Source organism: Isoptericola sp. NPDC055063 (assembly GCF_053608125.1).
Window position 1 is genome coordinate 21970 of the sequence record NZ_JBSGUW010000005.1, and the last position, 13840, is coordinate 35809.

General features: G+C 70.7%; 12 protein-coding genes. 1 reads left to right on the forward strand and 11 read right to left on the reverse strand.

The window, feature by feature from the left end:
- Window positions 1–143: 143 nt before the first annotated feature.
- From ACWF41_RS07405 to ACWF41_RS07440, 8 genes are all read right to left on the reverse strand, one after another.
- Window positions 144–1187: a mannonate dehydratase gene (locus ACWF41_RS07405; RefSeq protein WP_380315129.1), complete on the reverse strand. Its 1044-nt coding sequence runs from the start codon at window positions 1185–1187 to the stop codon at window positions 144–146.
- An 87-nt stretch (window positions 1188–1274) separates the two neighbouring features.
- On the reverse strand, window positions 1275–2042 hold the full coding sequence (locus ACWF41_RS07410) for an SDR family NAD(P)-dependent oxidoreductase (RefSeq protein WP_380315132.1): 768 nt from the start codon (window positions 2040–2042) through the stop codon (window positions 1275–1277).
- Window positions 2039–2977 carry a DUF4432 family protein gene (locus ACWF41_RS07415; RefSeq protein WP_380315135.1) on the reverse strand — a complete coding sequence of 313 codons (939 nt, stop codon included), beginning with the start codon at window positions 2975–2977 and terminating at the stop codon, window positions 2039–2041. Before ACWF41_RS07415 ends, ACWF41_RS07410 begins: the two co-directional genes overlap by 4 nt.
- Window positions 2978–2979: 2 nt before the next feature.
- Window positions 2980–3642, reverse strand: a complete 663-nt coding sequence (locus tag ACWF41_RS07420; protein WP_380315139.1) for an RraA family protein — start codon at window positions 3640–3642, stop codon at window positions 2980–2982.
- Complete coding sequence (locus tag ACWF41_RS07425; protein WP_380315142.1) at window positions 3639–6125, reverse strand: glycoside hydrolase family 38 N-terminal domain-containing protein; 2487 nt, start codon at window positions 6123–6125, stop codon at window positions 3639–3641. The genes ACWF41_RS07420 and ACWF41_RS07425 overlap by 4 nt, the downstream gene beginning before the upstream one ends.
- A gap of 14 nt (window positions 6126–6139) precedes the next feature.
- Entirely contained in the window at window positions 6140–6979 is an 840-nt protein-coding gene (locus ACWF41_RS07430) for a carbohydrate ABC transporter permease (RefSeq protein ID WP_380315145.1), read from the reverse strand.
- Window positions 6976–7833 carry a carbohydrate ABC transporter permease gene (locus ACWF41_RS07435; RefSeq protein WP_452182280.1) on the reverse strand — a complete coding sequence of 286 codons (858 nt, stop codon included), beginning with the start codon at window positions 7831–7833 and terminating at the stop codon, window positions 6976–6978. Before ACWF41_RS07435 ends, ACWF41_RS07430 begins: the two co-directional genes overlap by 4 nt.
- Before the next feature lie 104 nt (window positions 7834–7937).
- A complete protein-coding gene (locus ACWF41_RS07440; protein ID WP_380315151.1) occupies window positions 7938–9227 on the reverse strand; it encodes an ABC transporter substrate-binding protein in 1290 nt (429 codons plus the stop codon).
- 143 nt (window positions 9228–9370) lie between these two features.
- Here ACWF41_RS07440 and ACWF41_RS07445 point away from each other — a divergent pair, with 143 nt between their 5' ends.
- Entirely contained in the window at window positions 9371–10147 is a 777-nt protein-coding gene (locus ACWF41_RS07445; RefSeq protein WP_380315154.1) for an IclR family transcriptional regulator, read from the forward strand.
- A gap of 278 nt (window positions 10148–10425) precedes the next feature.
- On the opposite strand, the gene ACWF41_RS07450 is transcribed toward ACWF41_RS07445, so the two are convergent.
- The 3 genes from ACWF41_RS07450 to ACWF41_RS07460 all read right to left on the reverse strand — a co-directional run bounded on the left by ACWF41_RS07450 (window position 10426) and on the right by ACWF41_RS07460 (window position 13753).
- Window positions 10426–11358, reverse strand: a complete 933-nt coding sequence (locus ACWF41_RS07450; protein WP_380315157.1) for a DUF4862 family protein — start codon at window positions 11356–11358, stop codon at window positions 10426–10428.
- Window positions 11359–11427: 69 nt separating this feature from the next.
- Window positions 11428–12369, reverse strand: coding sequence for an NAD(P)-dependent oxidoreductase (locus ACWF41_RS07455; RefSeq protein WP_380315160.1), 942 nt, complete (start codon window positions 12367–12369; stop codon window positions 11428–11430).
- A gap of 25 nt (window positions 12370–12394) precedes the next feature.
- On the reverse strand, window positions 12395–13753 hold the full coding sequence (locus ACWF41_RS07460; RefSeq protein ID WP_380315163.1) for an MFS transporter: 1359 nt from the start codon (window positions 13751–13753) through the stop codon (window positions 12395–12397).
- Window positions 13754–13840 lie beyond the last annotated feature (87 nt).

Sequence of the window (13840 nt, forward strand, 5' to 3'; positions counted from 1 at the left end):
GTCCCGTCGCGATAGCGGACATCACTACCTCTGGGAGCCCCCCCGACGAGAGAAGATCGCCGTCCTATCGCCCCACCCCCCGTTTCCCCCCCCCCCCCCCCCCCTGCCCCGCGGCCGTGCGGCTTCGTTTCCTGCCGGTCAGCTCACGAGAGCCGCCCGGCGGGGTGCCCGTGGATCGCGTGCTGCAGGCCGCGCACGTACCCGGCGGCGAACAGTCGGCCCAGGACCGCGTAGCCCGGACGGTCGTTGACCTCGCCCGACATCGTCGGCACGTGGTCCGGGCGCATCGGCCCGTCGAAGCCCACGGCTGCATAAGCTCTCATGCACTCGGCCATGTCCGTCTGACCATCGTCGTGGAACGTCTCGACGAAGTCGTCCGCCGTTCCTCTCACGTCACGGAAGTGGACGAACGCGATGGCCCCGTCCCGCCCGAGCTCCCTGATCACGTCCGGTACGTCTGGCGTCATGAGCGCGAAATTCCCCTGGCAGAAGGTGATGCCGTTGCTGGACGATGTGTTCAGCGTCAGCAGTCGTCGGTAGGCGTCCACCGAGCTCATGATGCGAGGCAGGTCGCGCACGTTGGGGAGCGGCGGGTCGTCCGGGTGCAGGGCGAGCCTCACACCGGCGGCCTCGGCCTCCGGAACGACGGCGTCGAGGAAGTAGTCGAGCGCCTCCCACATCTGGTCGGCCGACACCTCCCCAGCGGGCACGAGCGGCCCGAGGGCGTCCGCGTCGGCGGCGCGGAATCCTGTGACGAGGGCCCCGCCTCGGGCCGGGATGTCGTTACGTGTGCGGGCCCAGCTGGAGCGGGCCATCCAGTTGTAGCAGAGGACCGGGATCCCGAGCCGGCCCATCGACCGGACCTGCGTGATGACGTGCTCGATCTGCTCGTCGCGGCCCGGCAGCCCGAGGCGGACGGCGTCCATCGGGGCCGTGTCCTCGACGGCGGTCACGGTGAATCCGTGCTCGGAGAACGTCGCCACGTCGGCGGCGAGCGCACGCTCGCCCCAGGGCTCCTCCCCCGGCTCGAACGTCGGGACCGGTCGGGCGCCCCCGACCGAGGCGAAGATACGCTCCTCCTGCTCCGCGCCCCGCATGATCGCGACGACGTTCTCAACGCCCGCCTGCCGGATCAGCGGCCACCACGGCTCGGGTCGGGGCGCGAGGAACTCGCTGAGCTGGAACATCAGACCTCCGTGTCACAAGGATGGTTCGCCGTCGACCGTCAGGAGCGGTCGCGGACACGCGGCCCCACAGGGCGGCCGCGCCGTGGACTAGGACGCGCCCGGGTCGGGTGCGTACCGGACAAGATGGTTCGAGTAGCCACCGTCGACGGTGAGCGTCGTGCCGGTGACGTAGGCGCTGTCGGCGCCGGCGAGGAACAGGGCCGCCCGGGCGACGTGGTCCACGCTTCCGGGGGCACCCAGCGGGATCCAGCGGGCGAACCGCTCGTGGCCCACGCGGGCGATGAGCTCGCGATTCATGTCGGTCACGATCGCGCCGGGCGCGAGGTTGTTGATGCGCACCCGGCGAGGTCCGAGCTCGACCGACGCCGTCCGCGTCCAGGCCGCGAGCGCGGCCTTCGCGGCGGCGTACCCGCCGTTGCCCGCGACGGGCACGGACTCGTGGATCGAGGTCACGTTGACGACCGTTCCCCGCCCGGATGCCTCGAGGAGCGGGACGGCGAGCCGCACGGTCTCGACCGGCGCGAGGAAGTTGACACGCATCAGGCGTTCGAGCGTCTGGCCGTCGAGATCGTCAAGGATCGCATGCTCCTCGAAGCCGGCGTTGTTGACCAGGATGTCGAGACCGCCCGTAGCCCGGGCAGCGGAGACCAGGGACGCGGGGGTGGCGGGGTCGAGCAGATCGCCGACGACGACGTCACCGTTGATCTCGGCGGCGAGCGCCGCCGCCCGTGAGGCGTCCCGCCCGTGGACGAGGACCCGCGCCCCCGACCCGGCGAACGCCCGGGCGATCGCCTCGCCGATGCCGGCGGTCGCACCGGTCACCAGCGCTCTCATGCCGCGCAGCTCCGTCGTCATGACTCCTCCACCAGGATGCTCAGTCGAGTCGTCCGCGACTCGCCGGGCACGAGCGCGGGCGCGCCCCGCCCCGGCTCGTCGACGCCCCCGACGACACAGTTCGCGGGCTCGATGCCCTGCACGTACGCGCCGGGCCGCCAGTTCCGCCAGGAATGGCACAGGGGGAGCTCGGCAGTCCTCCAGCGGACCGTGACACGTTGTCCGCGCGCGGGGGAGGTCACCGAGACGGCGGACCACCCGTCCACGGGCTCTGCCGACCAGGTGCGCACTTCGTCGTCGCGGCGCCGGGGCTCGCCCATCGGCCCGCACTCGACGTCCGCGCTTCCCACCACCCGTGAGCCGGGCTCCAGGAAGGGGTACCCGAGGTTGACGTGATAGAGCATCGGGACGATCACGGGCGCACCGGACTCGTTCGTCGTCACGTCCTGCAGCTCGACGTGCCCTTGCCCGAGGTGGAACGTCCATTCCCTACGCACGACCAGGAGTCGGCCGACGCCGTCGTTCTCCCGCACCACGCCTCGTACCTGCACGGTCCCGGCCTCGAGGTCGGTCTCCACGGCCACGCCCTGCGCGGCGTTCTCGGTGTACCGGCCGTGGCGGGGTTGACCAGCCAGTGGTTCCCCGACGTTGCGCAGCCCGCAGGTCGTGACCAGGCCGCCCTCCCAACCGCGGTGCCAGCCGTCGTCGTCGGTCGCGCCGTGCGACGTCACGCGCGGCCCGGCTGCCGACGTCCAGGAGATCGCCCGGCCCGCGTACCAGGCCCGGCCCAGGTCGAGCCCGTGGTCCAGGAGGATCCGGGTGTGCAACCCTCCGTCGGGCGCGACGGCGAGCACGCGACTTCCGACCCCGGTGCCCTCGACGTGCGCGAAGGTCGCGACGTCGGCGAGCTGGGCGTCGTTCGCGGTGAGGGCGCGCAGGTCCGTGCTGCTCGGCACGGCTAGAGCACCCCGAACGTGGCGAACGCCTCGGTAGCGGGCATGCCCGCTGCCACCGCGGCGCGGAACTCGCGCTCCCCTTGCCGCTTGGCCGCCGCCTCGGCCACCGCCTGTCCCGCGAGCCGGGCCGGCACGACCACGACGCCATCGGCATCGCCCACCACGAGGTCGCCGGGCTCGATACGCACCCCGTCGATCTGGCACGCGACGCCGTGGGCGACGATCTCGTGGCGCCCCAGGCTGTCGTAGGGAATGGTGCCTGCCGAGATCACGGGGAAGCCCAGCTCACGGACCTGGCGGGTGTCGCGGACGAGCCCGTCGGTGATGGCGCCGGCCGCCCCGCGCGCTGTGCAGGCCGTGGAGAGCAGTTCCCCCCACACGGCGATATCGGTGGCTCGAGCCGTCGGGGTCACGAAGACCTCGTCGGGCCCGATCGCATCGAGCGCGGTGACCAGTCCGCGGAACGGGCGGTCGGGCACGTCCGAAACCCGCTGGAGCGCCACCGGGAACGCCCAGCCCGCGACCACGTCGTCAGGACCCAGCGGCGCCAGGCCTGCGGCGAGGCACTGGCGGCGCAGGCCGTGCGCGTCGAGCACGTCGGAGAGCACGGCAGAGCCGAGCTGTGACCGGACGAGGCCCAGATCGACATCGCGTCGGGCGCTCATCGGGTGCCCTCCGTCCGTCGCGCCCGCAGCCGCAGGGTCTGGATGCGCCAGGGGGACAGCTCGACCGGTAGCCGGCCCTCACGCGCCTCGACCACCCCGAGGACGGTGTCGTCGAGGTCGACGAGCTCGGCGCCGTCGCGGGCGAGGTCGCCCGCGAGCGACACCCGTGCGAGGCGGTCCGACTGGTTCACGAGGCGGACGCAGGGCCTTCCGTCGTCGTCGACGTAGAACGCGGAGACCCGCACGTCGTCACCCGCGTTCTCGAGCACCGTCGTGGGGACGGCGCCGCCCGCCACCAGGCGGGCACGCCGCCAGCGCCGGTCCGCAAGCCGTGCTGCCTCGCCGGCGTGGCCGACCACCTGCAGCCGCAGCTGCCACGTCGTGCGCCCCGGGTTCGTCCAGTGCATGCGCGGGTCGCCGCACGAGGGCGCGGTGCGCAGCAAGACGGCGCTCGTCTCGCCGTCGGCCGATCGCCACGCCGGGTGCTCGGTGAGGACGGCCAACGTCAGCTCGCCCTCCTGCGCGGTGAGCCAGTGCTGCACCTCGCGGTAGGACTGCTGGTCCTCCGGCGCGATCTCGTCAGGCTGGAACGGGCGCGAGCCCTCGGGCACGTCCTCCCAGTCGGAGCCGTGGAACGGTGTGCCGTACCGAACGGTGTCCCGTGGTGCGCGCGGCACCACCGGCATGCGGACCTGCCAGTCCTCCAGGGCGGGCCACTCGACGTCGACCTCGACGTCGAGTGACGGCTCGTGGGCCCACACGGTGAGCACCTGGTGCCACCTGACGTCCAGCAGGTCCCAGCCGATCGCGACCTGGGCGCACAGCGGACCGGTCGACAGGACCTCGACGCCGGTGAGGAGGGCGTCGACCCGCACCGACTCGTCGGTCCGCAGGGTGACGTCGTTGCCCAGCTCGCGCACGGCGTAGGGCAGCTCGAGCGCACGCACCGCAGGGCCGTCGGCAGCGAGCTCGACGGTCCCGTCGGTCTTCGAGACGACGACCCGCAGCCCTGCCGACGTCAGGACGACGCGTCCCGGCTCGTCGACGACGTCGACGCACCCCTCGGGCTCGCGGGTGACGAGCGCGTGCAGGCCGATCCCATCGGGGACGTGCGCCGTCACCGCGACCGACGTGGAGCGGTCAGCGTGGTGCAGCTCCTGCCGCCGGCCCGCCGGGACCTCCTCGAGGAGTCCGGTCAGGGGGCCGACGTCCTCCGGGTCCACCGTCAGCACGGGGTCGTCGCCGAACCGGGTCGAGAGCACGAGCAGCCGCTCGGCGTCATCACCGGCGGCCACGTGCTCGACGACCTCCCTCGCGTACCCGCGGGCACGGTCGTGGCGCACCTTCTTCTGGAAGACGGACAGTGCACCGTCCTGCCCGCCGCCGTTGTGGTCCTGCGTGAACGCCTGCATGCGCCAGAGCCACTCGAACTCGCGCCCCACGGGCGCGAAGTCGTCCGGCTCGAAGAAGGAGTCCTCGCCATAGACGCCACGCCACCGCGCAGCCGACTCGGGCACCGCGGCACGTCCGCCTGCTGCGGCGATCACCGCCGACGTCTCGGCGTCGAGCAGGTCCCGCTCGAGCATGCGGACCCGATGGAAGAACCGCATCTCCTCGTCGGGGGCCACACCCCAGACGCTCGGGAAGGAGCCATCACGTTCAGGCAGGTCCACCGGGTCGTCCAGATAGGGCTGCATCACGGTCGAGGGGACGGCGTAGTCCACCTCGATCTCGGGGAACTCGGTACGGAACTGCTGCACGTATGCGCGCTGGTCCTTACCGTACCGGGTGATGAAGTCCTCAGGGCCCGTAAGGTCGCCGGCGCCGCCGGCCATCGCCACCGTCCCGTGCGGGTACCGCTCGCGCAGTTCGTCGTGCGAGAGGGAGTGGTCCGCGACGAAGTGACCCGACCCCTCAGGCTCGATGGCCCCGGGCCGGAACGGCACGAAGACGTAGTGCACGGGCCAGGTGATCATGTGCAGCGGTGTTCCGTCCGGCGCGACGTGCCGCCAGATGCGTCCCTCGTGGAAGATCTTCCGGGACGTCACGTAGTAGCGGACACCCGCCTGCGCGTAGATCTGAGCGGTCTGCGCGTTGAGGCCCGGAAGGTCGGGGTGCGCCGCGAGGCGCGTCTCGACACCGAGCCGGTCGCGAACCCACCGGCGGCCGATCTGGATGTTGCGGATGAGCGACTCCCCGAGGACGAGGTTCTCCCACCGGTCGATGTAGGCGCCGCCGATCTCGAGACGGTTCTCGGCAATCAGCTTCCGCACCAGCGGCTCGTAGTGAGGATGGGTCCGCAGGAAGTGTTCCGCGAAGATCGCGGTGTCGATGACGAAGGTCTCGTCGCCGGACTCCTCCGCCCGGTCGAGGTAGCGCCGGATGAGGGCGTCCCCCCGTGTGAGGCAGTTGCGGTAGTCACCCAGCCAAAAGAGGTCCAGGTGGGAGGTCGGGATGATGCTGATGCGGTCGATGTCGAGCACGTGTGCCTCTCGTGTTAGCCCTTGACGGCGCCGGAGATGCCGTTGGCGAAGTACTTCTGCAGGAGGAAAAAGAGGATCAGGGGAGGGAGCGCGGCGATCGTCGACGCTGCCAGCACGAGACCCCAGTCGGTCGTGTGCTGACCCACCATCCCCGCCAGCGCGACGGGCACGGTCTGTGTGTCGCTCGACAGCAGGATGAGGGCGAACATCAGCTCGCTCCAGCACCCGATCACGGCCCAGATGGCGACGGCGGCGATGCCCGGAGCGGCCATGGGAACCACGATGCGGAACAACGTCCGCAGCGGCTTGCTCCCATCGACGGAGGCCGCCTCGACGACCTCGGTCGGCACGGACGCGAAGTGGCCGGTGATGATCCAGACAGCCACGGGTAGCTGGAACCCGATGTAGGCCAGCGTGAGTCCGGGCAGCGAACCCACGAGACCGAGGCTGGTCCACAGGATGAACACCGGGACCAGCGTCGCGGCCTGGGGTAGCAGCTGCGTGACGAATCCCATCGTCAGCATGTGAGAGGAGAACCGGTAGCGCAGATGGGTCGCGGCGTACGCCGACATCGACGCGAGCACCACCACGCACGCGGTGGTCACCAGCGCGATACCCAGGGACCGCGCCGAGGCCGACGGGATCTCTCCCGCGCTCCACACCTGACGAAAGTTGTCGAAGGTGAGGGAGTGCGGGAAGAGCGTCGCCGGGATCTCCGAGATCTCGGTGGAGGGCTTCAGTGACGAGGTCACCAGCCAGTACATCGGGAGGAGCGTCCCGATGAGCACGAGCGTGAGGATCGTTCCCGCCGCCCACGGACGGCGGTGTCCACGTCGGGCCGGGATCGCAGTCATCGGACGCCCCTTCGCGCGACTCGCATGTAGAACGCGATCGCGATGCCGGTGATCAGGACGGACAGGACCGAGTACGTGGCGGCTTGGTCGAATCTGTTGAACTTCAACGACGACTCCCAGATGGCGAACGGCAGTGTGCGAGTGGCGTTGTCCGGGCCTCCGTTCGTGAGCAGATAGACCAGGTCGAAGTAGTTGAAGGTCCAGATGAAGGCGAGCAGCCCGGTCGTGACCACCACGGGGCGGATGCCGGGGAGCAGGACGTGCCAGACGATGCGCCAGTACGGGGCACCGTCCACGCGCGCCGCCTCCTCCAGTTCCTTGGGGATGGTCTTCAGCGCCGCCGAGATCATGAGGATCCAGTACGGTGCCGCCTTCCACGTGTTCACCACGATGAGCGACCCCATGGCGAGCGCGGGGCTGGACAGCCACGCCACGGGGCTGCCGCCGAACACGGCCAGGACCGCGTTCGCCATCCCCGTGTTCGTGTCCAGGATCGAAGCCCAGATGGCTCCCACCGCGACCGCGGGGATGACCCACGGAGCGAGCAGTAGCGGACGCATCGCGCGGCTGGCGCGGGGGAAGAACTCGAGCGCCAGCGCGGCCACGAGGCCGATGGCGAACTGCAGGACCATCGAACCGAACGTGAAGACGAGGGTGCGGCCGATCGTCCCGGCCAGCTCGCCCTGGGTCAGGACGTCCACGTAGTTCTGGAGTCCGACGAACTTCCCGTCGTCGGCGCTGAGCCGGTCGATGTGGAGGCTCAGCCAGATGTTGTATCCGAGGGGATACACGAGCAGCAGGCCGAGCGCGATGAAAGCTGGCGTCGCATAGGGCCAGGCTGTCGGTCGGCGCACACCCTGAGCCCGACGGCCTGCCGGGGCGATGGCGTGGTCCCCGGCTCGCGTGTCGATCGTCTGAAGAGTCATGAGCTGCCGTTCGTTGGCCAGGTCACGTCGACCTACTTGATGATCTCGTCGGCCTTGGCGTCGAACTCCGACAACGCGTCGGGCACCGAAGCACCGGGCTTGATGACGGCCGGTTCCAGGATGTTCTCGAACGCCGCGGAGACCTCGGCGAGCCGCGCGACCGGGGTGATCGGGACCCGCGCCTCGGGGAGCACGGCCTCGAACGCGTCGTAGAACGGATCGTCGCTCCACGGGGAGACCGTCAGTCCGTCGACGGTCGGGGGAAACGCCTCGGTCTTGTTGATCGCCTCGAGGTTCTCGGGCTTGGTCATCCACCCGACGAGCTTGGCGGCCTCCTCAGGGTGCTCGGAATTCTTGAACGCCCCGACCTGCCAGCCGCCCGCCGTCGAGGACGACGCGTCGCCGGCGTTCTGCACCGGTACGGGGACGGTCGCCCAGTCCTCGCCGTACTTCATGTCGGGGTTGTAGCCCTCGATCTGGGGTCGGACCCACGGGCCACCGAGCATCATTGCGAGCTTCTTCTTCGCGAACAGCTGCGACACGGTGTCGCCGGAGAGGTTGTCCAGGCCCGGCGGCACGGCACCGGTCGCGACGATGTCCTGCAGGAGCTGTACTGCGGCACCGGTCTGCGCGTCCGAGCTCGCGACCGCCTGCGTGCCCTCCGCGTCGAGAATGAGTCCGCCTGCAGTGTTGATATAGGGCCCTGCCGACTCGTAGGACAATGCGTAGTCGCTGTCCGTCGTGAAGCCATAGCCGTACTCGTCGGTGCCGGCGAACGCCTTGACGTCGGCGAGCAGCTCGCTCCACGTCTCCGGCGCAGTGTCGATCCCGTGCTCCGCGAGCATGTCGAGGTTGACGTAGAGGACTCGGGCGTCGGTGGTGAGCGGCAGCGAGAGTTGCTTGCCTCCGACCTTGCCCACGTCGACCGGGCCTGGGATCAGGGGCTTGGTGTCGATGTCGCCGGCCGCGATCGCATCGTCGAGCGGGAGCAGGAACCCGGCTGCGGCGTAGGTCTGCACGTCGGTGTGATTCACGCGGCCGACGTCCGGGCCGGCACCGCCGCGCATCTCCGTCTGCAGCTTGGTGTTGTAGTCGCCGAAGGCGATCTTCTCGACCTCGACCTTGATGTCCGGGTTCGCCTTCTCGAACGCCTCGATGACAGGCCCCTCCCCCGCGGCGAGCGTGTCCTCCTCGACGCTCGTCCAGTAGGTGAGGGTGACCTGGCCATCCTCGGAGCCGCCTCCGCCGGACCCGCACGCAGCGAGCCCGGTGGACAGGGCGACGACACCCAGGACGGCCGCGACACTTCTACGAGCAACCACGTCGAGCTCCCTTGCTCTGTTCCTGTATGTGAACTTCGTTCGCTATGCTGACAACGCTAGGGACGCATGCTTGCAGTGTCAAGAGTTCTGGGCGACTCATGTGAACTGAGTTCCTCAATGTGAACGCTGCTAGCATCGATCGCATGACAGCCACCGGCCCAGCGCCTGAAGGCGTGAAGTCGTCCGAGCGGACGCTCGACGTCCTGGAGCTCCTCGCGCGAGCACAGGTGCCCATGACGTTCACCCAGATCCTCCAGGCCCTTGGGGTGCCGAAGAGCAGCCTCCACAAGCTCTTGGGCACGCTCGAGCGACGAGGCTGGGTCGAGACCGACGACCTCACCCACTCGCGCTACCGCGTGGGTCTTCGTGCCCTGCAGGCCGGTACGAGCTACGTCGACGCCGATGAGATCGTGCATCTGACCGAGCCTGTTCTGACCACCCTGACCGACCGCTTCGGGGAGGCCTCACATCTGGGTCGCCTCGACGGGTCTGACGTGGTCTACCTTGCAAAGCGCGAGTCGACCCACCCGCTGCGCATGTTCAGCGCCGTCGGCCGTCGGCTCCCCGCCCACGCCACAGCGATGGGCAAGGCGATCCTCGCCACGTACACCTGGGACGAGGTCGTCCGGGTCGTCGGCGACGATCTCGACCGCTTGACGCCTTCGACCATCACCTCGTTGTCGGCCCTTCGCGACGAACTCGACCGAACGCGCGAGCGCGGCTACGGCGTGGACGACGAGGAGAGCGCCGACCTCATGCGCGCCGTCGCGGTCGCGTTGCCCGGCTCGGACGCCCACAACGCCGTGAGCGTGTCCGCGCCAGTCGTCCGCATGCCCCAAGAGCGCATGCCGGACGTCGCGAACGCCATCTCCGAGGCCCTCACTCAGATCTGGCCGCGGGCTGTCCGGCGGTCCGTCTGATTCGAGCTGCAACGGCCGGACGCAGCATGGATCTGGTGCGAGCCGCGGCGCGCAACCGAGGCCGGCTCATCGACGTCGCGAGCGTACGCCTCGGCGACTTCCCAGAGGTCCCGGCGCGACCCGCCACACGACGCGGTCTGCTGCACGGGCTGGTGACGCCGACCCAGAAGGGGGCAGAACCACAGCAGCCCGTCCAGCGCGACCGCGATGGCAACGATACGGGCGAGCAATCGGATCGGCGGATCCGTTTTCGCTCCTTCCCATCCATCCGAAGATTGTCACCGGAATCCGGCCGGCGAGTCCCTTGGATGTCGCCTCCGCTCCAATGCGCATTTCGCGACCCGCACCGACGCGCGTATAAGCGCCAACCGGTCCGTCATCGGCGCGGCCGGGGGCGCGGCAACCTTCACCCCCAGGACGGCCAGGTGACCGCAGGCAACGACGAAGTCCGTCGCCTCCGCAAGCCCGAGGCGGGTGCCGCCGCCGTCCGGCGGGAGGGGCGGTGCGCCGTATGGCGGCACGTGCACGTCTCTCCAGGCCTCGCCCCAGGGACCGGCCGAGGAGGACGTGCCCGAGAGGACGGCCGTGGCGAGCAGGCCCGACGCGGCCGCTGTGCGCGCGTGCTCGACGGGGGTCGAGGTGCTGCGCCCCTCGACGGCGGAGCGACCCCAGTTGACGCCGAGCCGCACCGGGTGGCCCGAGGCTGCGGCGGCGGCCCCGGCTGCACGCACCTCGTCCTCCAGGCGCAGGTATCCCTTGTCGGGCGGCCCGTTCCCGCTCGGTGCATCGCAGTGCTCGACGACGAGTGGAACCGGCACGGGGGCCGTCGCGGCGAGCTCGGCGAGGCTACGGACGAGGGACTCGGGGTCCCCGTGCGCCGGGCCCGGCGCCGTGTGCAGCTCGATCCCCGTCACCCGTCGCCTCCCGGCGGCCTCGTCGACACGTGCGGCCGCGTCGAGGCACGCCCGCACGTCGTCGACCGCCTTCGCCCTCCCGTCCTGGTCCCCCGAGGCAAGCCCGTATGCGGGACGCCCGGCGAGGCGGGAGCTCGTCATGGGCGCGGTCGTGAGCAGGAGATCCCAGGAGGGCGGGAGGTTATGGGCGAGTGTGAGGAGCGCATCGGGGTCGTCGGCGTGGACGGGGTGCTCGAGCCCCGTGACCCCGTCGGCTTCGAGCGCGGGGTACCACTCGGGCGGCCCCCCCGCCGTCATCGCACAGCGCGTACGCCCCCGCGAACACCCGCGGGCGCGCGGGCACTTCCCTGCTCGGGGCAGACGCTCTCATCGGGGCACCACGTTGCGCAGGTTCTCCCCGGCACGCAGCGCGCGGAGGTTGTGCGCGATGAGCTCGTCGGCGCCGACCGGCCGCCCTCCCGCCGCGTGCGGCGTGAGGACGAGCCCGGGCGCGTCCCAGAGGGGCGAGCCGGCCGGCAACGGCTCGGTCGCTGCGACGTCGAGTGCGGCGCCCGCGAGCCGCCCCGCACGCAAGGCGTCGACGAGGGCCTCCTCGTCCACCGTGGACCCGCGCCCCACGTTCACGACGTACGCGCCAGGCGGGAGTGCCGCGAGGCGACGCGCGTCCAGCGCTCGATCGGTCGCCCGGGTCGTGGGAAGGATCATGACGAGGACGTCCGTGCCGGCGAGCTCCTCGTCGAGATCGGCCTCGGCCACGACGGGGACGCCACCCCGTTCCCCGGCAGACCGGGCGACGCCCCGCACGTCGGCCCCGAGCTGGCGGAGCAGCGGTGCCAACGCGCCCCCGATGCTCCCGAGCCCCCAGATCAGGACCCGGGCGCCGAGCAGGGTGGTGACGGCGCCGTCGGGGCGCAGCGGCTGCAACCCGCCGAGCTCGGACGCCCACCGGTGCTCGGCCTGCGCGCGCCGCATCCGCGGCATCCGCCGCACGAGGCCCAGCACGAGGGTCAGCGCGTGCTCGGCCACCGTCCGGGAGTGCAGCCCGGTGCCGCACGTGAGGACGACGTCGGACGCGAAGCCGGCGGCAAGGACGTCGTCCGGGCCGGCCGCGAGGGTCTGCACCCAGCGCAGGTCGGGCATCCGTCCGGCCACCGCGGCCAGGTCCTGTCGGGTGCTGCCCCAGGTCACCAGAGCGGTTGCGTCCAGATGGTCGTCCGGGACGGGCGACGATGCGTCGTACACGACGGTGCGGACGTCGTCGGGCACCGACGGGGCGAGCGGGAGCGCGTCGGGCAGGAGGAGCTTCATCGCGGGCCTTTCACGGGTGGGCGGATCAGTGCGCGGGGGTGACGGCGTCCTGCTCGAGACGCAGGTCTCTGCCGCGGGTCTCGGGCGACAGGAGGGTGGCGACGATGGAGGCTCCGACCATGAGCATCATGTAGATCGCGACGGGCCACCAGGAGCCGGACGCCCAGGTGATGAGGGCCGACGCCACCATCGGGGCGATACCGCCTCCCAGGACGGCTGAGAACTCCCGGGCGATCGAGACGCCGGCGTACCGGTATCGAGAGCCGAACATCTCGGCGTAGAAGGCCCCCTGGGAGCCCACCGTGCCGTAGACCATCATGAAACCGATGACCACCACGAGCCCGACGAGGAACGTGTTGCCGGTGTCGATGAGCAGGAAGGCCGGGATCGGGAAGGCGAGGAGGAACACGAGGACGCCGAGGATCACCGGCTTGCGTCCCAGGGTGTCGGTGAGGCGCCCGCTGATCACGGTCACGGCGCACGCCCCGATCGCTCCCCAGAGCAGCACCTCGGGGATGAAGCTCGCCTCCACCCCGACCCACGTGACGAGGTAGCTCCCGAGGAACACCTGGTAGATGTAGCTCTGCCCGTTGGAGCCCATGTTGATGAGGAAGACACGCCACAGGCCGGGGCGCCCGTTCTTCAGGACGTCCTTGATCGGGGTGTCCGCCGCACCGATGCGCGCCTTCTCGGTCTCCTTGAAGACCGGCGACTCGTGGAGCCTGCGCCGGAGCACGTAGGCGGCGATCGTCACGAAGATGGAGGAGAAGAAGACCAGGCGCCAGCCGTACGTCTGCAGGGCCTCCTCCGGCATCCGCTGCGCGAGCAGCCACGCGAGGGCGCCGAGCACGGACCCGAGCGCGGCCCCGACGAAGACCAGCGACGTATAGAACCCCCGGCGGCTCCTCCGCGCGGTCTCCGCGAGCAGGGTCACGCCACCGGCCTGCTCCGCCCCGGCGCCGAACCCCTGGAGCAGCCGGCAGACCACGAGCAGCGCCGGGGCGAGGATGCCCGCCTGGTGGTAGGTCGGCAGGAGCCCGATGGCGAACGTCGCGATCCCCATGAGGTAGAGGGTCGCGACGAGGACCCACTTTCGGCCGAGCCGGTCGCCGTACCGCGCGAAGAAGAGGCCGCCGAGCGGACGTGCGAGGAAGCCGACGGCGTACGTACCGAGCGAGGCGATGACTCCCATCGCCGGGGACGCGTCGGGGAAGAACAGCGAGTTGAAGATGATCGCGGCGGCGGTGCCGTAGATGACGAAGTCGTACTGCTCGAGCGCGGTGCCGACGAGGCCGGCCAGCGCGGCCCGGCGGACATTCGCCTGGTCGACGACGGGCTCGTCGTGGTCCTGCGTCACGTCCGTCGCCGTTGGCGGGTGAGACATCGTTCCTCCTCGATGAGGGAATCATGGTGGCTGCCGTGACGGTCGTCCGTCCGGCGGGGCGGCAGGCCGAACCCTGCCAGGCCGAGG

Bases quoted from the DNA above. Each gene is read 5' to 3' on its own strand.
- ACWF41_RS07405 (WP_380315129.1), bottom strand. From the start codon at position 1,187: ATGTTCCAGCTCAGCGAGTTCCTCGCGCCCCGACCCGAGCCGTGGTGG.
- ACWF41_RS07410 (WP_380315132.1), bottom strand. From the start codon at position 2,042: ATGACGACGGAGCTGCGCGGCATGAGAGCGCTGGTGACCGGTGCGACC.
- ACWF41_RS07420 (WP_380315139.1), bottom strand. From the start codon at position 3,642: ATGAGCGCCCGACGCGATGTCGATCTGGGCCTCGTCCGGTCACAGCTC.
- ACWF41_RS07430 (WP_380315145.1), bottom strand. From the start codon at position 6,979: ATGACTGCGATCCCGGCCCGACGTGGACACCGCCGTCCGTGGGCGGCG.
- ACWF41_RS07445 (WP_380315154.1), top strand. From the start codon at position 9,371: ATGACAGCCACCGGCCCAGCGCCTGAAGGCGTGAAGTCGTCCGAGCGG.
- ACWF41_RS07450 (WP_380315157.1), bottom strand. From the start codon at position 11,358: ATGACGGCGGGGGGGCCGCCCGAGTGGTACCCCGCGCTCGAAGCCGAC.
- ACWF41_RS07455 (WP_380315160.1), bottom strand. From the start codon at position 12,369: ATGAAGCTCCTCCTGCCCGACGCGCTCCCGCTCGCCCCGTCGGTGCCC.
- ACWF41_RS07460 (WP_380315163.1), bottom strand. From the start codon at position 13,753: ATGTCTCACCCGCCAACGGCGACGGACGTGACGCAGGACCACGACGAG.